Annotated in this window: 19 protein-coding genes, 1 tRNA gene and 1 pseudogene; 6 read left to right on the top strand and 15 right to left on the bottom strand. The window is 65.4% G+C overall.

Going from position 1 to position 18985, the window contains the following annotated elements; genetic code table 11:
- Together V9L21_RS08940 and V9L21_RS08935 are read left to right on the top strand one after the other, a co-directional pair.
- The coding region (locus V9L21_RS08940) for an OmpA family protein (RefSeq protein ID WP_337311041.1) at positions 1-472 on the top strand (472 nt) is incomplete at its 5' end.
- Between the two features lie 148 nt (positions 473-620).
- Positions 621-697 (top strand) — tRNA-Arg (locus V9L21_RS08935).
- 55 nt (positions 698-752) lie between these two features.
- Here V9L21_RS08935 and V9L21_RS08930 read toward each other — a convergent pair.
- The gene (locus V9L21_RS08930) at positions 753-1646 is read right to left on the bottom strand and encodes an arginase family protein (protein ID WP_337311039.1); all 894 of its coding nucleotides are present in this window, start codon (positions 1644-1646) and stop codon (positions 753-755) included.
- A 301-nt stretch (positions 1647-1947) separates the two neighbouring features.
- Here V9L21_RS08930 and V9L21_RS08925 point away from each other — a divergent pair, with 301 nt between their 5' ends.
- The gene (locus V9L21_RS08925; protein WP_337311037.1) at positions 1948-2469 is read left to right on the top strand and encodes an arsenate reductase ArsC; all 522 of its coding nucleotides are present in this window, start codon (positions 1948-1950) and stop codon (positions 2467-2469) included.
- 1 nt (position 2470) lies between these two features.
- On the opposite strand, the gene V9L21_RS08920 is transcribed toward V9L21_RS08925, so the two are convergent.
- The 8 genes from V9L21_RS08920 to V9L21_RS08885 all read right to left on the bottom strand — a co-directional run bounded on the left by V9L21_RS08920 (position 2471) and on the right by V9L21_RS08885 (position 10703).
- Positions 2471-3385: a DNA/RNA non-specific endonuclease gene (locus V9L21_RS08920; protein ID WP_337311035.1), complete on the bottom strand. Its 915-nt coding sequence runs from the start codon at positions 3383-3385 to the stop codon at positions 2471-2473.
- Positions 3386-3440: 55 nt separating this feature from the next.
- Positions 3441-3683 carry a hypothetical protein gene (locus V9L21_RS08915; RefSeq protein ID WP_337311032.1) on the bottom strand — a complete coding sequence of 81 codons (243 nt, stop codon included), beginning with the start codon at positions 3681-3683 and terminating at the stop codon, positions 3441-3443.
- Positions 3684-3688: 5 nt separating this feature from the next.
- Entirely contained in the window at positions 3689-5242 is a 1554-nt protein-coding gene (locus tag V9L21_RS08910; protein ID WP_337311030.1) for a S8 family peptidase, read from the bottom strand.
- Positions 5157-5924, bottom strand: a complete 768-nt coding sequence (locus V9L21_RS08905) for a phosphatase PAP2 family protein (protein WP_337311028.1) — start codon at positions 5922-5924, stop codon at positions 5157-5159. The genes V9L21_RS08910 and V9L21_RS08905 overlap by 86 nt, the downstream gene beginning before the upstream one ends.
- Complete coding sequence (locus V9L21_RS08900; RefSeq protein ID WP_337311026.1) at positions 5912-7462, bottom strand: ArnT family glycosyltransferase; 1551 nt, start codon at positions 7460-7462, stop codon at positions 5912-5914. Before V9L21_RS08900 ends, V9L21_RS08905 begins: the two co-directional genes overlap by 13 nt.
- A complete protein-coding gene (locus V9L21_RS08895; RefSeq protein ID WP_337311024.1) occupies positions 7462-8415 on the bottom strand; it encodes a glycosyltransferase family 2 protein in 954 nt (317 codons plus the stop codon). Before V9L21_RS08895 ends, V9L21_RS08900 begins: the two co-directional genes overlap by 1 nt.
- Positions 8416-8620: 205 nt before the next feature.
- The gene (locus tag V9L21_RS08890) at positions 8621-10048 is read right to left on the bottom strand and encodes a sensor histidine kinase (protein ID WP_337311022.1); all 1428 of its coding nucleotides are present in this window, start codon (positions 10046-10048) and stop codon (positions 8621-8623) included.
- Positions 10017-10703 carry a response regulator transcription factor gene (locus tag V9L21_RS08885; RefSeq protein ID WP_337311020.1) on the bottom strand — a complete coding sequence of 229 codons (687 nt, stop codon included), beginning with the start codon at positions 10701-10703 and terminating at the stop codon, positions 10017-10019. The genes V9L21_RS08890 and V9L21_RS08885 overlap by 32 nt, the downstream gene beginning before the upstream one ends.
- Positions 10704-10929: 226 nt before the next feature.
- Here V9L21_RS08885 and V9L21_RS08880 point away from each other — a divergent pair, with 226 nt between their 5' ends.
- The gene (locus tag V9L21_RS08880; RefSeq protein WP_337311018.1) at positions 10930-11406 is read left to right on the top strand and encodes a MarR family winged helix-turn-helix transcriptional regulator; all 477 of its coding nucleotides are present in this window, start codon (positions 10930-10932) and stop codon (positions 11404-11406) included.
- 27 nt (positions 11407-11433) lie between these two features.
- Here the strand turns inward: V9L21_RS08880 and V9L21_RS08875 are convergent.
- Positions 11434-12095: pseudogene (locus V9L21_RS08875) on the bottom strand (carboxymuconolactone decarboxylase family protein).
- Positions 12096-12183: 88 nt separating this feature from the next.
- Positions 12184-12660 carry a (R)-mandelonitrile lyase gene (locus tag V9L21_RS08870; protein ID WP_337311016.1) on the bottom strand — a complete coding sequence of 159 codons (477 nt, stop codon included), beginning with the start codon at positions 12658-12660 and terminating at the stop codon, positions 12184-12186.
- A 194-nt stretch (positions 12661-12854) separates the two neighbouring features.
- Between V9L21_RS08870 and V9L21_RS08865 the strand changes: the two genes are divergently transcribed.
- Positions 12855-13763: a LysR family transcriptional regulator gene (locus V9L21_RS08865; RefSeq protein ID WP_337311014.1), complete on the top strand. Its 909-nt coding sequence runs from the start codon at positions 12855-12857 to the stop codon at positions 13761-13763.
- Here the strand turns inward: V9L21_RS08865 and V9L21_RS08860 are convergent.
- Both V9L21_RS08860 and V9L21_RS08855 read right to left on the bottom strand, forming a co-directional pair.
- A complete protein-coding gene (locus V9L21_RS08860) occupies positions 13751-14641 on the bottom strand; it encodes a LysR family transcriptional regulator (RefSeq protein ID WP_337311013.1) in 891 nt (296 codons plus the stop codon). The two genes, V9L21_RS08865 and V9L21_RS08860, sit on opposite strands and share 13 nt — an antisense overlap.
- Positions 14638-15597 carry an AraC family transcriptional regulator gene (locus V9L21_RS08855; protein WP_337311011.1) on the bottom strand — a complete coding sequence of 320 codons (960 nt, stop codon included), beginning with the start codon at positions 15595-15597 and terminating at the stop codon, positions 14638-14640. The genes V9L21_RS08860 and V9L21_RS08855 overlap by 4 nt, the downstream gene beginning before the upstream one ends.
- Before the next feature lie 143 nt (positions 15598-15740).
- On the opposite strand from V9L21_RS08855, the gene V9L21_RS08850 reads away from it, so the two are divergent.
- A complete protein-coding gene (locus tag V9L21_RS08850; RefSeq protein ID WP_337311009.1) occupies positions 15741-16766 on the top strand; it encodes an antibiotic biosynthesis monooxygenase in 1026 nt (341 codons plus the stop codon).
- A 20-nt stretch (positions 16767-16786) separates the two neighbouring features.
- On the opposite strand, the gene V9L21_RS08845 is transcribed toward V9L21_RS08850, so the two are convergent.
- The gene (locus V9L21_RS08845) at positions 16787-17785 is read right to left on the bottom strand and encodes a Bug family tripartite tricarboxylate transporter substrate binding protein (protein WP_337311007.1); all 999 of its coding nucleotides are present in this window, start codon (positions 17783-17785) and stop codon (positions 16787-16789) included.
- Between the two features lie 67 nt (positions 17786-17852).
- On the bottom strand, positions 17853-18917 hold the full coding sequence (locus tag V9L21_RS08840) for a tartrate dehydrogenase (RefSeq protein ID WP_337311004.1): 1065 nt from the start codon (positions 18915-18917) through the stop codon (positions 17853-17855).
- Positions 18918-18985 lie beyond the last annotated feature (68 nt).

Genomic DNA, 18985 nt, shown 5'->3' with positions numbered 1-18985 from the left:
CCAGGGGCAGAACTGCGCGCTCACGCCGGTGGTGACGCCGGCGCCTGTGCCCACCCCGGCTCCGGTCCCGCCGGCGATGCGGCGGGTGAACCTGAGCGCCGACACGCTGTTCAAGTTCGACCGCTCGGCCGCGGCGGACATGCTGCCGCAGGGGCGCAGCGAGCTGGATGCATTGGCGCGTTCGCTGCAGAGCCCGGAGATGCAGGTGCAGAGCCTGACGATCACGGGGCACACGGACCGGCTGGGGGACGAGGCCTACAACGACCGGCTGGCGCTGCAGCGTGCGAACACGGTGCGCGACTACCTGAAGGCCGCGGGGGTGCGCGCGCCCATGGAGGTGCGCTCGATGGGCGAGCGCGAGCCGGTGACGCGCGATTGCCAAGGGCTGCAGCGCTCGGCGCGGCTGGTGGCCTGCCTGCAGCCGGATCGGCGTGTGGTGGTGGACATCCTGGGGATGGCGCAGGCAAAGTAAATGCGCAGCCGGTTGCCGCCTTCACCGGGGGGGCGACCGGCCGCATTGTGCGAGGCGCTAAACTCCTCCCCTCAATGTTTCCGCGCCAGAGGGAAAACGCAACCAGATTTCTTCTGGGTTTTCGTTCTGCTTCTGTCCGGCCCGGAATCTGCCCGTAGCTCAGTTGGATAGAGCACCTGCCTTCTAAGCAGGTTGTCGGGGGTTCGATCCCCTCCGGGCAGGCCAATCCCTCTCTTTTCTCTCTCTAGCCAAAGCGGCTCAGCAGACCTTGTTCGCTGCGTCAGGACGCCGCTGTTCCGAGCGCCGCAACCAGTACGTCTGCCAGGCCGCGCCCGGCGCTGCCGTCCTCGTCAAGGCGCGGGTTGTAGATGGTGATCTCGAGCCCGATGGCCTTGCCGCTCGCCAAGGCAACGCGAAGCGCGGTGCCCAGTTCATCCCATGACAAGCCGCCCGGTACGCGGAAATCGACGGCCGGCATGATGGCGTCGTCGAGGCAATCGGCGTCGAGATGGATGAAAAAACCGTCCAGTTCCTCTCGCGTCAGGTGGTCGACCGCCTGGCGCGCCGCGGCCTCGATGCCTATAGCGCGCACAGCAGGAAGGTCGATAGCCATGAGCTCTTCGGGGAGCGGCTGGCTTCCGTACTCTTCCTGATCCTTGTGATCGCGATATGCGAACGCGACAGCGTCTTGGGGGCGAACCAGAGGAGCGCGACCTTCAATGTCGGTCAGGAGCGATGGGCCGTAGCCGGAGACGAGAGCCAAGTCCATCGAGGCGCCCTCGCCATTGGGTTCCGCCTCGGGCTGGAAGAAATCGGCGTTGCCGTCGATGAATAACAGGCCATAGCGGCCGCGCCGTCGCAATGCGAGCATCGAGCCCAGCACGATCGTGCAATCGCCGCCCAGCACAACCGGGAATTCGCGCGCGTCAAGCACCGCTTCCACTGCGTCGGCGAGGCGGGGCGACCAAGCCGCAATTGCCTTGGCATTCAGGATGCCGGTCTCGGGGTCGGGCACAGGGTGCTTCGTAGGCACTGCCAGCCGCACGGCGCGCCGTGCACGGATGCGCTCGGCAAGGCCGAGACCCAGGAGCCGCTCGGGCAAGCGCTCCACTCCGTCCGTCGCCAAGCCCAAAGTGGAAGGAGCTTCGAGAATTGCATAGGGAAGTGTCGGCATGGCGCCTCCATAAGCGACTGCAATAACCGAGGATGCCGCCGGCTCGAGGTCCCGCACTGTGGCGGGTGCCGAAGGCAACCTCTACCAGCGCCGACAGGCATCCACTGCAGTATGGCTCCGCGGCATGAAAAGCGGATGACTTGGTAGCAAGTCTGCGCGCCTTGTGAGTAACGGAACGAAACTCCCTCCCAAGCAAGCATCGGCCGCGTCTTCCACTCGTCATACACACGTCATCCACGTCGGGATCAATGGCGCAGTCAACCACTTGAAGGCCGCCTGTGAGCGGCCGCCTTGACGCACCATGACTCCTGCTCACCCTGTTCATGTTCTCTTCCTCTGCAACAGCAATGCGGCACGCAGCCTGATCGCGGAGGCGCTGCTCAATCACCTCGGCAAGGGCCGCTTCATTGCATATTCCGCCGGCCATGAGCCAACGCCCGACGGCCAACCCGATCCCCGCACCATCGACGCGCTGAAGGGTGCCGGCCTGCCCACAGACGGGTTGCGCAGCAAGAGTTGGAACGAATACGGCCCGGCCTCGGCGCCGCACATGGACCTGGTCGTCACGCTCTGCGACGAGGCCGCGGGCGAAACCTGCCCCGTCTGGCCCGGGCAACCCGCCGCCGCGCATTGGTCGCACCCAGACCCCCGAGCCGAAGACGCCACCGGCGCCGAGGCTTTCGCGAAAACGATGCACGCGATTCGCAGGCACGTGGAACTGCTGGTCAACCTGCCGGACGAGCGCATCGACCGCCTGGTGATCGAGTCCGAGGCTCGGCGCATCGGCTCCACCGGCGGGGAGCACGCCTCCCCTACTCCGTAGATCAGCCCGGAAGCCTGGTGTCGGTGAAGCGCCGGATCGGCTGGACGAAGCTGATGTCCACGCCGTCGAGCACATCGCGGCCCTGGAGGCTTTCGAACCTGAGGCCGGTCTCGGCTTCGATGAACGACAGCGGGCGCTGCGAGGTACCGAAGTCCTCGAGGTCGCGCGCCACGCCTGAATCGAGGTAGATGCCCTGGCTCATCAGGTAGGCGATGGCGGTCAGTTCACCGGTCGCTTCGCTGATGAATGCGACGACCTTCCAGAAGTCGCGCGGAATCTGGATGCCGAATCTCTCGGCGTCGTCCGATCGGAGAATCGGCCCCGTGAAGACGCTGATGCGCTTGTCGTCGCCCTGGGCGTTGCCGAGGATGTAGTCCTCCAGGTCGCCCCACAGTCCGTCATTGAAAGGTTGCCACTGCGGGCACGCATTGGTTGCAAAGAAGGTGTCGATGTTGGCGCGCTGCGCGGTGGCCAGCGAGCCCCAGTTCGGGTCCTGCCGGCGCGTCATGTGGCCGCGGGAAAACTTCTTGTCCTGCTCGGGGCCATAGGCTTCCCGCAGCATCTGGTATTCCTTCTTGATGCGGCCGTCGTAGTTCCAGGTGTCGTGGCGCGGAACGTTTTTGGACTTGGACCCATCGACGTTGCAGGCGGAATAAAGCGGCACGCGGCGGGAAATGCACTGCACCGTGCTGAAGTGCTGGTACTTGAGCTCGAAGGAGCCGTCTTCGAGCGTGGCGATGTCGTCCATCGATATGGCGTCGCTCATCGAAGGCAGTTCCACGCGGTTGCCGTCTCCGAAGAAGTCCGGCGCGTAGCCTTCCCGGCCCCTGAAGAATTCCGGCGGCTTGGGCGTTACGGCAACGCGCTGGATTCCGGTCCAGGAGTTGCTCACGACCTGGACGTCTGTATCGGACATGGGACTTCCTCTCCAAAAAACCCCGGGGCCAACAGCGGACGGGGGCGCCTTGCGACTATTTGCCGAGCTTGGCGCGTGCGTTTTTCAGATTGAAGACAGGCTTGCGGATTTCCGCGAACGTCGATTGGGTCACCACCCAATCGGGGTTCTGCTCGAGCGCAGCGAGTTGCGTGTCGTCGACCTGGGCCTCGACCAGGGTGCCTGTCTTCGGCGTCAGGACGACGCCCGGCACGCAGCGCCGCAGCCGCGCCTCGGCCGACAACTTCTGGTCGGGACTGCCCGTATAGGTCAATACCACGCTTGTCACTTCAGAACTCCAAACCCTTCGTACTCGGCCGACCAGCCCACCTTTCGGGCTGCCTGCGACAGCATCTTGACGATGGCGTCGGCCTTTTCAGGACCTCTGGGCATGTTAAGCAGGTTCGGATTCCCTGACAACAGACGGGCCGCCATGCCCGATGTGAACGGCGTGGCCATCGACGTGCCGGACATCATCGCGTATCGCCCGCCCGGAAACGTCGACAGAACGGCAACGCCGGGGCCGATGAAATCGGTGGAAAGCCCGTAGTTCGAAAACTCGGCAACAAACTCTTTCTTGCGGCGGATTTCGCTCTCCTGAAAGCTCTCCGGGCAGTCCGCCGGAAACGTTCCGTCGCGGCCGAGCGCGCCGACCGCCAGCGTGTGGCTGTACCGGGCGGGATAGCGCAGCAGCGACTGGCCGTCGTTGCCGGTGGCCGCGAACACGGCAATGCCGGCGTTGCGCGCTTTCTCAAGAATGTCGGGCATCTCCGGCATCGGCTCGAGGCTGCCCATGCTGATGTTGACGATGTCGCAGCCGTCGCCGATCGCGCGTTCGAGCGCGCTGGCAATGTCGCTGGATTTCGCGCGCCCGCGCTCACCGGTCTTGGGGCACACGCGATACGCGAGCAGGCGGCAAGCCGGCGCCAGGCCGTAGATGCCGCTGCCCGCGGCCATCTTGCCCGCGATGATGCCCGCGACGTGCGTTCCGTGTCCGATGCCGTTGTCGAGAAAATCCGCCGCGTCTTCGCCGGTAACGAAGCAGCCGCCACCCGCCACGGCAATGTCGGCGTGCGGCCCGACACCGCTGTCGATCACGCCGACGGTGACGCCCGCTCCCGCCTGAGGGTCGTAAGGCGCGTAGTTCGAGAGCAACTGGTAAGCGTCCGGCACCAGCGGCGTGGTCTGGACATCCAGGCGCTTCGGTGCGGCGACACGGTCGAACCCCTTCACGAAGACCGACCAGTGCGTGTGTTCCGGCTCGACCAGGATCAGTTCGACACGAGGGTAGAGCACCGGAATTCCCAGGCTCGCGATTCCCTGCGCGTCGGTCACCGCAGGCACATGCGCGCCGTCCCAATCGACAAGCGCCTTGACCCGAACGCCCACCACGGGATTTCCGTTCGGATCGGCAAGGCGCAGTTCGAATCTCTTGACCTTGGCCCCTGCCGCCACCTGGATTGCGGAGGCTTCCAGCTCGTCGCCCAGCGGGCGGATGTATTGGAGATATGCCCATGCAGCGGGTGCAATCCGCAGGCCCGGCGTATTCCGGCGCATCGCCAGCAAGGCGGACGAATTGGCCTTCATCACCGACACGCCGTCCAGCTGCTTGACCAGATTCATCCGGGGCGCACCGCGGCCTTGCACGCCTTGCCCAAGTGCCTCTTCGGCGTTGCCCAGATTGATGGCGCCAAGGGCCGCCAACTCGGTGCCACCGGGCGCGGCGCCCTTCGACGGCCACACGATGACGTCGTCAGAAAACTTGGGCTCGGCCGCAATGCGGCGCAGACGCAATGCCTGCAGCAGCCGTTCCATCTTCTCGCTGTCGCACTTCGACATGTCGCCCTTCGCGTGCTGGTAGGCGCGCTCCGTTCGATGTGCTGGGGCCGTTTGTTTCTGCGGTTTTTGTCGCTTGCTCGGTGCAGCCATTCGTTCTCTCCTGTTGCCTGCTTGTCGCACGAGGGAGTTTCATGCGGATGACGAACCGCGCCAGCACACCGCGCAGACGCCGACCCACATGCTCCAGCCCGGCGAAGACCGCCACCAGCACCAAGGCCAGCAGCAGCCCGGCCGGAATGTCGGCCGGAAAATGAACGCCCACGTGAATGCGCGCCCAGCTGGTGAGTATGCCGGCCGCGAATACCACCGCACCCGCACGCCGCAGCGCGGGCCGGCGTAAGCACAGCAGCGCAACGGTGAACATGACCGTCGCGTGCGCGCTCGGCAGCGAACCGCGCGCGCCGTGCTCGATATACGCCGGGCTCAGGCCCACCATGAATGGGCGTGGCAGGTTCAGCACTGCTGCGAGTTCATGGGCCAGCATCGAAGCAAGCACCGCGCAGCCCAACACCGCCAGCATGTAGCCGCGCTCCCGGGGATGCAGCCAGGCCATCCAGCCCAGCAAACCCGCGCACAGCCAGGGCCCGCCAACGGCGGCAGCAGCCGCGGCGGACACCAGCCAGGCACAGGGCGCGTGTCCCGCGGCAATCCACAGGAACAGAAGAAGATTCAATTCTTCCATTCACCGTCCCTGCTCTCTTGAATGGCGCTGGCCTGCGACGCCATGGCAAGACTCGGCCCGGTGCACGGCATGCGCAGAAAAAGGCGGTAGCTTCCGGCGTCGCCTACGAGTTGCAGGCATTTCCAGACGGCCTGAGGCAACTGCGCCAGCGCAGCACGCGGCATTGCGACAAACAGCGGCTCGTGCGGCCGTTCGTGCGCGAGCCGCAGCGGGTCGGCGATGTGCAGCGCCTGCCCTCCCGAATAGAACGCAGCAGAAAACATGCGCTCCTGCACAAACGCCAACGGAACCTCGGGCTGCAGCTGCGCGCGGTACAGCTGCACCACTGCCTCGGCCGATTTGGCTTCAGCCCGGCCGCCCGCGGTAAGGTCGAGCAGCCTTCCCACGAACAGTGCCGTCGCGAGAAGAGTGCCGGCGAGCAGCGCTCGGCGAGCAAACCCGTCGTCGCGGTCGCCCAGCCAGAGTGCCGCCGCAAGCGCGAGCGGCGGCAGGCCCGGAAGTACATAGGTCCAGAGGATGTTGCCGGCCGCCGTGAAGACCACGCACGGAGCAAAACCGCAGATCAGCAGGTAGCGCATGAACGATGGCTGCGCCTCCGCATGGCCAGCACCGTTCACATGCAAGCCGGGGCTCTTGCGCCGCCGCGCACGCCAGGCAGCAAGCGGCACCACGATGCTCCAAGGAAAGATGGCCCCCGCCAGGAAGAGCCAGATGGTGCCGCGCGGAAACGCATGCGCCGAGCCGTAGCGGTCACCCTGCCAGCCCGCAACCACGAACCGGTTCCAGTGTTCTCCAATGAAGAAGTAGTCCAGGAAACCGGGCGTGCGGGCCTCGGCAAACGCATACCAGGGGGCCGCCACGGCAGCGAGCAACGCACCGCTTCGCAGCCACGGCATTGCCCGCCACACGCTGCGCGCCTGCCGCGTCCACAAGCACCACACGCCAACAGGCAGCAGGATCAGCACGCATCCCACCGGGCCCTTTGCCAACAGCGTGATCCAGAGCCCGGCGAAGAACAGCCATGTCTCGCGCCGCCGATGTTCGGCCGGCCCTTGCAGCGCCAGCCAGAAGCCGCGCATCGACAACGCTGTGCCCAGGCACAGCGCCATGTCGGTGGTTACGGCGCCGGAAACCATCCAGAACAGGACGGTGGTCGCGAGCAAAGGCGGCACATAAGCCGGCCGCCTCATGCCGGCCTGCCGCGCCCAGTCGAACGTGAGCACGACGATCGCCGCAGCCATCAGAAAGTGAGGCAGGCGCGCGGCAAATTCGCTGACGCCGAAGATGCGCATGCTCGCCGCGGTCAGCCAGAAAGCCAGCGGCGGCTTGCCCCAGAACGGCTCGCTATCGGTGAACCACGGCGTAATCCAGTCTCCGCGCTCGGCCATCTTTCTTGCGATTTCGCCGTAGCGCCCCTCGGTGGTGTCCATCAGCGGGTAGCCCGCCAGCGAGACCAGGCGCAGCACGATGAGAAAGACCAGGACGCAGGTGGTCGCAGTGCCCAGCGCTTGCCGGGTGTCGGTAAGAACGCGCGGCATCAGCGGCCAGCACTTGCGTTCGATGGCACGGTCGCCGGTTCATACACGTCGATCAGGTAGACCGGGCGGCCCTTCGTTTCCGTGAAGATGCGCGCCACGTATTCGCCGAGCATGCCCATGCACAACAGCTGCAGCCCGCCGAGAAACAGCATGGTCACGATCAGCGTCGGAAAGCCCTGCACCGCATCGCCAAGAATCAGCGCCTTGAAAAAGAAGAACATCGCGTAGGCAAAGGCGCTGCCCGCGCTGGCCATTCCCAAAAGCGTGGCCACCTTCAGCGGGGCGGCCGAGAACGCCGTAATGCCGTCGAAGGCCAACCCGACAAGCTTGAGAAAAGGCCACTTGGTCTCTCCCGCCGCGCGGGCAGCGCGCTCGTAGTCGATGGTTGCCTGCGGATAGCCGATCCAGGCGAACAGGCCCTTCATGAAGCGCCCGCGCTCAGGCAGCTGGTTCAGTGCATCGACTGCCCGTCGGCTGAACAAGCGAAAGTCGCCCACGTGCCGCGCAATCGGCACGTCGCTCACGCGCTCGATGAAGTGATAGAACGCGCTGGCGGTGGCCCGTTTCCACCACGACTCGCCGAGCCGCTCTCGCCGCCTCATGTTCACCACGTCGGCCCCGCCACGCCATGCCGCAAGCATCGCGGGCAGAAGCTCGGGAGGGTCTTGCAAGTCGGCATCGATGACCACCACGGCCTCTCCGCTTGCAAGTTGCAGACCCGCGCTCATGGCGGCTTCCTTGCCAAAATTTCGGGTCAGGCGCGCATACGAGATCCCCGGATGGCTGCGCTGCAGACGCTGCAGCAGATGAGCGGTCTGGTCGGTACTCCCGTCGTCGACGTAGATCACTTCGTACCTTACGCCAAGGCCTACCAGCACGGCGTTCATGCGACGTTGAAACTCGACCAGCACCGCCTCTTCGTTGAAAACCGGCACCACGACGCTGAGCGCCACGTTGGAAGCCGAGTCCGATGCTGGCTGTGCAGGCCGGGCCGGTGCCATGTCCGGCGGCAATGCGCCTGCAGTGCGGTCACTCGCGCGAAACCGGTCAGCAATACGAGCGCGATAAAGGGAGCGTGGACCGACAGAGTGAGGCATTGAGATCGCACCAGGACAAACAGGATTTCTGGATCCTCCGCCTGGAAGACTTTCCGGCGACTTACCGGCCCTGCTTCGTCGTCCGGGTTACCGCAATCTCCTCTTGCGCATCTGAACGAGCCAGCAGAAAGCGCATGCCCGGTTCGGCCCTCTGCGCAGAGAGCTTCCATCCGTGCGCCTGCGCAATTTCGCGACAAATGGCCAGGCCAAGTCCCGCGCCATGGTCGCGGCGATGAGGCCCGCGCCAGAAGCGCGTGAACATCTTCATGATCTGTTCCGGGTCTGCGCCCGGCCCCCAGTCTCGAACCGCCATTGCCTCGGCACCCACCTCGACCGTCACCTTCGTGCCTCGCGGTGCATGCTGGATGGCGTTCTCCATGAGGTTCTTCAGCACCGTGAAGAACGCCCCTCTATCGGCGGTCCAGTGAAGCTGCTGGCTCTCGTGGCTGTCCTGCCCGTTGAAGTGTGCTGAAAGATGCACGCCTGCCGCCTGCGCCATGCGCTCCAGGTAGGCAACGCCCTCCCCTACGACCTCCTGCACATCGACTTCCGCAAAGCTGTAGTTCTGAGCCTCGCTGGCCTCGGCCAGGTGGAGCAGCTGCTGCACCTGGCGCGCCATGTGCTCGACGTCCATGAGCAGCGAGTCGCGGCCGGCGCCCGTTTCACCCAGTTCGATTTGTGCACGGATCAACGCGAGCGGGGTCTTCAGCTCATGCGCCGCAGTCGCAAGAAACTCCTGCTGAATGCGAAATCCATGCTCCAGCCGCTCGAGCACGCGATTGAAGCTTTCGACCAGCGGCACTACCTCCGATGGCACTCCGGCCACCTGTAGCCTGGCATGGATGGATCTCGGCGCGATCGCGGCAGCCGAAGCTGCGACGCTTCGCAAGGGCTTGAGCGTGCAGCGCAGCGCCAGGAAAGCGCACGCGCCAAAAACAACCAGCAGGACCAGACTGAACACGCCGATCCCCGCCACCATGAACGGCAGCGCGAAATGCCGGTGCATGAGATCGGCAAGCCGTGCGCTCGCAGCAAACTGCAAGAACCACTTCTGACCCGCGTGCTCCACGGGCACGGTGGCACCGTGAATCGACTCCCCGTTGTGCTCGAACTTGAAGTACCCGCGACCGGCCTGCCGGGCCGCGCCCGCCCAGAATGCGTCGCCCCCAACAGAAGACATCACGGCGTTGCCGGAGGCATCCAACACGCGATACGCCACCTCTTGCCTGAGGCTGTCGTACATCCAGTCCGCACTGCTCTCGCGCGCATCGAACCCGACGGGCGTTCCCGAACCGTCGAACTGCAATGCGCCCGCCAACTCCTCTGCACGCCCCACCAGGTCGGCAACGAACAGGAGGTCGCTGCGCACTGTCAGCACCGTGACGAGGATCGAAGCGATCAGCACGATGCTCAGCACCACGCCGACGACGAATGCGAGCAATATCTTGAAGCTGAGACTATTCAGCCACGCCGACTGGACGAAGCGCATAGCCGAGGCCTCTTAAGTTGACAACCCGCTGCCGCGATCCAATGGCGAGCAGTTTTCGGCGAAGCCTGTGAAGGGCCACGTCGAGTGCATTCGGCGTCACCGCGCCGCCCAATCCCCATGCAGCCAGTTCGAGCGCGGCGCGCCGCACCGTCTCGCCGCCGCCCTGCACCAGCAACAGCAGAATCTGCATTTCCGACGGCGCCAATGACACGCGCTCCGCACCACAGCAAACGGTTGCCTCAGCCGGTTTCAGGCGCAGGTCGCCATGGGCGGGTTCGAGCGGCCGGCATGCCACGGGGCGGCGCAGCAGCGCGCGCACGCGCGCCACCATTTCGTCCATGGCAAACGGCTTGGCAAGGTAGTCGTCCGCCCCGGACTCGAGCCCTTCCACGCGGTCGTGCAAGGCATCGCGTGCCGTCAGCACGAGGCAGGGCACGCCGAATCCCCGCGCGCGCAAGCGTTGCAGCAGGGCAATACCGTCTCCGTCGGGCAACCCCCGGTCGAGCACCAGCGCACCGTATGGCACCTCCTGGATGGCAGCCCACGCCGCATCGCCGCGTTGGACGACATCGGCCGCAATACCGGCGGCTTGCAGCCCGCTGCACGTGAGCCGGGCAAGCCGCTCATGGTCCTCGACCAGAAGGATGCGATTCATCGCATGCGATACGGACCACCTTGACCGCGGTGTGGCGAAGTCGATGCCCGAGCGCGAGAGTGAACGATTGCAGCAAGCGCAAACCCGATGCCGCTGGCGCCCCCGGTCACAAGGATGGTGCTGTTGCTCAATGTCATCGTCTCGTCCTTTGAAACCGAGGTCGGTCTGGTACGATCAAATGATGCCAATATGACATTATGTTGTCAATAAAGCCTTATAGCAACAAATGACAAAGACCAAGCGAACGCCTGCCGGCGAAGCGATGAGCAGCTTGATGCTCGAACTGTTCAGGCTCAACAGCCGCCTGTTGACCGCCGGCGACCGGCTGGTGGCGCCGCTCGGGCTGACGAGCGCTCGCTGGCAGATTCTTGGCACCATCTTCAAGGGCGAACATCCGCAGCCCGTGGCGTGGCTTGCCCGCACGCTGGGCGCCAATCGGCAAAACGTGCAGCGGATCGTCAACGACCTGGAGAAGGAAGAGCTCGTCGCGTTCGAGACCAACCCTCACCACCGCCGGGCGCAACTCGTGGTGCTGACCGACAGGGGAAGGCAGGTCTACACGGCCGCCATGGCCTTGCAAGCCCCGTGGATCAACAGCCTCTCGAACGGCGTAGCGGTGGACGACATCAAGACAATGCAGAAAGTCATGGCCTCGATCCGGCAGAAGCTGGAGCAGGACATGGAGGACGAAGAGCAAGGCTGACCGGCTGCGGTTGCGGCTGCGGTTCTGTCAGCCTGCCGGCTTGCTCGCCAGGTGGCGCTCCAGCGCGTCGTGCACGCGCTTGGCGCTTTCTGCATCCACGCGGTCGGCCAGCACGCTGCCGAGTTGCCGCAGCTGCTGCGCCGAGAGGCCCACGTTCATGCTGATGCGAATGTGCGACTGCAGCTGCGACTCGACACCCGCAAGCGCGGACAGCATGCTGACCGTGGCCACCTCGCGGCTTTGCCAGTCGAGGTTGTCGCGCTCGAAGATGTCGCCGAACAGATGGCCCGCAGGTATTCGTTGGCCACAGGCGCAAAGTCGAACAGCGGCCCCTGGACCGGCGCGCCCGACAGCTTGGTCTGGTTTGCCGTTCCTGCGGCCATGAGGGCGTCGCCCTTCGGAATGGGGCGGCTCGGCCCGCGGCCCTCGGCATCTTTCAGGCCGCGCTGCTTGCGCGCGTCAACCACCTTCATCAGCTCCGTCAGCGCATTCAGGCTGCGCGGGAAGCCTGCATACGCGTACAGCTGCACCAGCACCTCCTTGGCTTCGCTCACGGTAAGGCCGGCATCCAGCCCCTGGTTCAAGGCCGCGTTCAGCCTGGCAATGTCGCCCGCGGCGGCAAAGGCCGCGATCGGCACGATGGCCTGGTGCGTGGCCGACAAGGCTTGGGATTGGGGTGTGCTGGTCATGCCGGCTGGCTCCTGCTGGTTCTGGGATGCATGGATGGCCGGAGCCGCAAGCACCAGGGCCATGGCCGCCACGGCGGCGGTGCGATGTCTAGCGCGCGCCATATTGCTCATCGCTGACCTTCTCCATCCATTCGACGTTCTTGCCATTCACTGTGCCGGTCACGGCCAGGTGGCTCACCGCGGTACCCGGCGCCGCGCCGTGCCAGTGCTTGACACCCGGCGGGCACCAGACCGTGTCACCCGTGCGAATCTCCTGCACGGGCTTGCCCCACTCCTGGGTCAGCCCCACACCCGACATCACCAGCAGCCGCTGCCCTGCGGGATGGGTATGCCAGGCCGAGCGCGCGCCCGGCTCGAAAGTCACCACGCCGCCGGAGGCATTGATGTGCGCGTTGGCAGGCCACACCGGATCGACCCGGACGCGACCGGTGAAGTATTCGGCCGGGCCCGCAGCCGAGGGCTGGCTGCCCGCGCGCGCGACCTGCTGGGCAGCTTCGGGCTGAGCTTCAGCGGCGCCGGCCTGAAGCGATACGGCGCATAGCGCGCAATACAAGGATGTTTTCATGCGGAAGACCTTTCACTGGCTCCAAGCGTAGGCGGGCTCGCCCACCCTGACTAGCCGCCCTCATCCGCATGCACTTATCGACCGGGCGCATGAATCGCGAGCCGTTTTCCTACGCGAAGCGCACCTAGACTCGAGGGCATGACGACTGCCCTCTTTCACGGGCCACAGGCCGCGGGCCGGCGGCTGAGGTAGCCATGCCGCGCGACGACTTCAACGACCTGCTCGCATTCCTTGCGGTGGCGCGCGAGCGCAGCTTCACCCGCGCGGCGGCCACGCTCGGCGTGTCGCCATCGTCACTCAGCCACAAGATGCGCGCGCTGGAAAGCCGCATGGGCGTGCGCCTGCTGACCCGCACCACGCGCAGCGTGGTTCCCACCGAAGCGGGCGAGCGGTTGATGGCTACGGTGGCGCCGCAGTTCGATGCAATCGAAACCGAGCTGGAGGCGCTGGCCGAGTTCCGCGACAAGCCGGCCGGCACGGTGCGCATTACCGCGGTCGACACCGTGGCGGACCTGTTCATCTGGCCGCGCCTCGCGCCGCTGCTGCACAAGTACCCCGACATCAAGGTCGAGATCGACACCAGCTACCGCATGGTCGACATCGTCGAGGAGCGCTACGACATTGGCGTGCGCACCGGTGAAGCCATTGCACGCGACATGGTGTCGGTGCGCATCACGCCGGACTTTCGGCGCCTGATCGTCGGTGCGCCGGCCTACTTCGAGCGCCACCTGGTGCCGCAAACGCCGCAGGACCTGCTTGCGCACAACTGCATCACGCTGCGGCTGGCAACGCGTGGCGGCCTCTTTGCCTGGCCGCTGGAACGCAACGGCCAAGCCGAACGCGTGCAGGTGCAAGGGCAGCTCACGTTCAATGGCAGCTACCAGATCCTGCAGGCGGCGCTGGATGGCTGCGGACTCGCTTCCACGCCCGAATACCTGGCGCGGCCGCACGTGGAGGCCGGCCGCCTGCGCTGCGTGATGGAGGAGTGGTTTCCGACCTCGCCCGGCTTCTTCATGTACTACCCCAGCCGGCGCCAGAAGACGCAGGCGGTTTCCATGGTGATCGATGCGCTGCGCTTGCCCGATGAACCTCAGCCGCGGTAGCGCAGCGCGTCGATCACCAACGTCAATGCACGCATCGACCGGCGCTGGCTCGGGTAGTAGGCATGCAGGCCCGGGAATACCGGACACCAATCACCCAGCACGGCCTGCAAGCGCCCCGCCTGCAGATGAGGCCAGGCCAGGTCTTGCGGCACGAAGGCCAGGCCGCAGCCGCTCAGTGCCGCGCTCAGCATCTGGTAGGCGCTGTTGAACGTCGCCTGCCCACCCACGCGCACCTGCAACTCGCGGTCGCCGTTCTTGAGCTCCCATGCATACAGGCCGCCGCCCGCCAGGCGCAGCGCGATGCAGTTGTGCGCAAGCAGTTCCTGCGGCGTGGCCGGCACGCCGCGCTCCGCCAGATAGCCCGGCGCACCGGCGATCACCATCTGCTGGTCGGGTGCGAGGCGCACCGCAATCATGTCCTTGGCCACCTGGTCGCCCCAGCGCACGCCGATGTCGAAACGCTCGGCCGCGATGTCGACCATGCGGTAGTCCGAGCTGATCTCGATCTTGAGATCAGGGTACTCGGCAACCAGCGGCCTCAGCCGGGGCCAGAGCACGGTGTCCACCACGTAGTCGATGGCCGTGATGCGAATGTTCCCGCTCGTCCGGGTACCGAGTTCGCCGACCGCGGCGACTTCGGCTTCGATTTCCTGCAGCCGTGGCGCCACCGTTTGCAGCAGCCGCTCGCCGGCCTCGGTGGGCGCCACGCTGCGCGTTGTGCGCGTCAGCAGGCGCACCCCCAGGCGGGTTTCCAGCGCACGGATGGTGTGGCTCAACGACGATTGCGACACGCCAAGCTTGGAGGCCGCACGCGTGAAGCTGCGCTCGCGCGCCACCGCCATGAAGGCCAGCAGGTCGCTGATCGAGTCACGCGTCATTTCGCGCCCTCGGCGCCGCCCTTCTGCCGCAGGTCTTCGATGTCCCGCCGCGGCGGGGCACCGAACAGGCGGCCGTATTCACGGCTGAACTGCGAGGGGCTCTCATACCCGACCTGGAACGCCGCACTCGAGGCATCGATGCAATCCGCCAGCATCAGCCTGCGTGCTTCGTTGAGGCGCAGCCATTTCTGAAACTGAAGCGGGCTCATGGCCGTCAAGGCGCGGAAATGATGGTGGAACCGCGATGGACTCATTTGCACATGGGCGGCAAGTTCCTCGATGCGCAGCGGCTGGGCGAAATTGAGCTTCAGCCATTCGATGGCACGCGCAATGCGCTGGTTCTGGCTGCCCGCGGACGCCATCTGCCACAACCATGCGCCCTGCTCGCCCGTGAGCAGGCGATAGAAAATTTCCTTTCGCACCAGCGGCGCAATCACCGCAAGCGCGGCCGGCTCGTCCAGCAGCTTGACCAAACGCAGGAAGAGCTCGAGAAGCGCCTCGGTCGTATCGCCCAATACGAGGCTCGGTGCCAAGCCTGGGGCCGTGGACGAGTGCACGGGCAACGCGGGCGGCTCGGCCTGCATGAGCAGCAACTCCGCGATACCGCGTGCATCCAGTTCCAGCACCAGGCTCAGGTACGGCCGATCGGGATGCGCCTCCACCGCCTGCAGCACCACCGGCAGGTTGAGCGCGGCAATGAGGTGGCGGCCACTGTGATAGCTGTAGCTCCGGCCTCCCAGCAGCGCGCGCTTGGCGCCTTGCACCGTCAGCGCGATGCTCGGTCCGACCATGCAGTTCATGGGCGGGGTCGGCGCATCGTGCCTGTAGAACGCAAGCCCGGGAATGGCTGTGTCGAACTGCTCCGCACCTTCTGTCCAGCGCGCAATGCGTTCAGCCAGCGCCGCGCGCAAGGCTTCGAACGTATCCGCCTGGACACCGGGCAATTCCTGCTTCACCTCTTTCACTCCGCGGCTGAAAGACTCCATGGTAGGGCGTCGCTGACTGGTGGCTGCACATTGCTTGCAGCAACAGTCGGATCAGGCAAGAACTCGGTCGGATCTGTCTATTGCTGCCGCCCTGTGTGCGCCAAGAATTCGGCATGCTGTTCTCGACCATTCACATGCCGTTGCGCCTCTGGGTGCTGGCGCTTGTCGGCACGTTGCTGTTGACGCTCGCGCTGTGCCGGACTGCGCTCGCCCAACCCGCCTCGACACCGCTCGTGCGATTTGCAGAACTCGATATCGACAAGAGCCGACTCGATGACTTTTACAAGGCCGCGCGCGAAAACGCCGAGGCCACCATGTTGGAGCCCGGAGTCCTCGCCTTCCATGCCGTGGCCGAAAAAAGCAATCCTGGTCACGTCCGTGTGTTCGAGATGTATGTCGACGCAAAGGCCTACCAAGACCACGTGCAGACGCCGCACTTCCAGAAGTTTCGCGGCGCGACAGACACGATGATGCTGCGCCGCGAACTGCACGAAGCCGTGCCCGTGCGCTTGGGCGCCAAGAAGAGTTTGCCTTCCCGGGCACACGTGCGGGTCGCAGAGCTGACGATCGATCCGGCCCAGCTCCAGGCCTACAAGGACGCCGTGTCGGAAGAAATCGACACATCGATCCGCGTTGAACCGGGCGTGCTGGGCATCTACGCCTTCGCACTGAAAGAGCAGCCGGCACAACTGCGCTTCGTCGAGATCTATGCCGACGAAGCAGCCTACCGGCAGCACATCGACTCGCCGCACTTCAAGAAGTATGTGGAAGCCACCAGGTCGATGATCACCTCGCGCACGCTGTTGGAAGCGGAGCCGATCTTTCTCGGCCTGCCGCCGGCAAGCAAGGCACCCGCGTACTACGTCTCCGAATTCGAACTTACCGACCCCGAAGGCATCAAGCCCTACAGCGCACAAGTGGAGGCGACCTTCAGGGCCTTCGGTGGCTACTACTTCGTGCGTGGCGGGCAGATCAGCGTGCTCGAAGGCGAGCCCACAAAGCGCATCGTCATGATCGCTTTTCCCACCCTGGAGCGGGCACAGGCCTGGTACGACTCACCTCAGTATCGGGAGATCCGCCCCATCCGCTTCAGGTCGGCAAAGTCGCGCGTGTACATCGTCGAGGGAGCGCTGCCGTGATCGGTGCTTAGCGCCTCGCCCTACTCCACCGCCACCTTGCCCTCTTTCACGAGCCTGGCGAACTTGGCCGTCTCGTCGCGGATCCGTGCCGCCATGTCCGTGGAGCTGTCGCCTATGGGGTCGGCGCCGACCGCACGCATCTTTTCGGCGAACTCCGGCGACCTGATGATCTTCACCATCTCGGCATTCAGCTTCGCGACGATGTCCTTCGGCGTTGCGGCGGGCGCAAGCACGCCGAACCAGGTGCCGATGTCGAAGCCCTTCAGCCCCGCCTCTTCGAGCGTCGGCACATCGGGCAGCACGGCCGAGCGCCTGGCCGTGGTCACGGCCAAGGCGCGCAGCTTGCCACCCTTGATGTGCTGCAGCACGGGCGTGATGGTGTCGAACGACATGTCCACCTGCCCGCCCAGCAGGTCGGTGGTGAGCGGCCCGCTCCCCTTGTAGGGCACGTGCAGCAGCTTCACGCCGGTGCTGGCCTGAAACTGGGTGCCGATGAGGTGCTGCGCGGTGCCGTTGCCGTTGGAGCCGTAGGCCAGTTCCTTGGACGACGACTTGCCGGCGGCAACCAGCTCAGCCACCGACTTTGCGGGCGTGAGCGAAGCGTTGACCACCAGCACGTTCGGCACCATGGCCACCGTGGTGATGGGCGCCAAGTCTTTCTGGAAGTCGTAGGGGAGCTTCTTGTACACGCTGGTGGCAATGGTGTGGTGCACGGCGCCCATCAGCAGCGTGTAGCCGTCGGGCCTGGCCTTGGCCACGTAGTCGGCGCCAAGCGTGGCGCCGGCGCCCGGCTTGCTTTCCACGACAACAGGCTGGCCCAGGCTCCTGGAGAGCGCATCGCCGAGTGCGCGGGCCAGCACGTCGGTGGTGCCGCCGGACGGAAAAGGCACGACCAGGCTGATCGGCTTGGCCGGCCACGGCTCCTGCGCAGCGGCCCAGGGCATGGCAGAAAGTGCGATGGCTGCCAGCACAGTCCCCGCGACGGTGCGGCGCCCCACGGCGAACGGTTGCTTCTTCATGTCTTTGTCTCCAGGCTGACGGCGTGCGCCGTTCTTCTTGCGGGTTGCGGAGGAAATGCGGCGGTCTCTATGCGAGCCGCGCGCACACGGCCTGCGTGACCTGCGCGGTGGTGGCGGTGCCGCCCAGATCGCGGGTGTGAAGCGAAGGGTCGGCCGTCACGGCTTCGACCGCCTGCATGACGCGCCTTGCGGCGTCAGCCTCACCCAGGTGCTCGAGCATCATCACGACCGACCAGAAGGTGCCGACCGGATTGGCCAGGCCCTTGCCCATGATGTCGAAGGCGGAGCCGTGGATCGGCTCGAACATCGAGGGGTAGCGGCGCTCGGGGTCGATGTTGCCGGTCGGTGCAATGCCCAGACTACCCGCGAGCGCGGCGGCCAGGTCGCTCAGGATGTCGGCATGCAGGTTGGTGGCAACAAGGGTGTCGAGCGAGGCGGGCCGGTTGATCATTCGCGCGGTCGATGCGTCGACCAGTTCCTTGTCCCAGGTCACGTCCGGAAACTCCCTGGAGACCTGCAGCGCAATCTCGTCCCACATCACCATGGCATGACGCTGGGCGTTGCTCTTGGTGATGACCGTGAGGAGCTTGCGGGGCCGCGACTGCGCCAGCTTGAAGGCAAAGCGCATGATGCGCTCGACGCCCGCGCGGGTCATCATCGAGACATCGGTAGCGGCTTCGATGGGGTGCCCCTGGTGCACGCGGCCGCCGACGCCGGCGTATTCGCCTTCGGAGTTTTCGCGCACGATCACCCAGTTGAGGTCATCGGGCCCGCAGCGCTTCAGGGGGCCGTCGATGCCGGGCAGGATGCGCGTCGGGCGTACGTTGGCGTACTGGTCGAAGCCCTGGCAGATCTTCAGGCGCAGGCCCCACAACGTGATGTGGTCGGGAATGTGCGGATCGCCGGCCGAGCCGAACAGGATGGCGTCCTTGCCGCGCAGCGCCTCCAGGCCGTCGTTCGGCATCATCACGCCGTGCTCGCGGTAGTAGTCGCCGCCCCAATCGAAGTTCTCGAATTCGAAGCTGAAGCTTCCGCCGGCCGAGGCCAGCGCCTGGAGCACCTGTTGGCCCGCGGGAATCACTTCCTTGCCGATGCCGTCTCCGGGAATGGTTGCAATCTTGTACGTCTTCATTTGCGCCGTCGTCCTTTGAGTGGTTCGGCCGATTCTGTGGTTTGCACCCAATGACATCGCAGGGGTAA

Origin of the sequence: Variovorax sp. CCNWLW235, assembly GCF_037204085.1 — a bacterium.
In the GTDB taxonomy this organism is placed as follows: domain Bacteria; phylum Pseudomonadota; class Gammaproteobacteria; order Burkholderiales; family Burkholderiaceae_C; genus Variovorax.
This window is presented reverse-complemented; position numbering and strand designations above follow the sequence as displayed.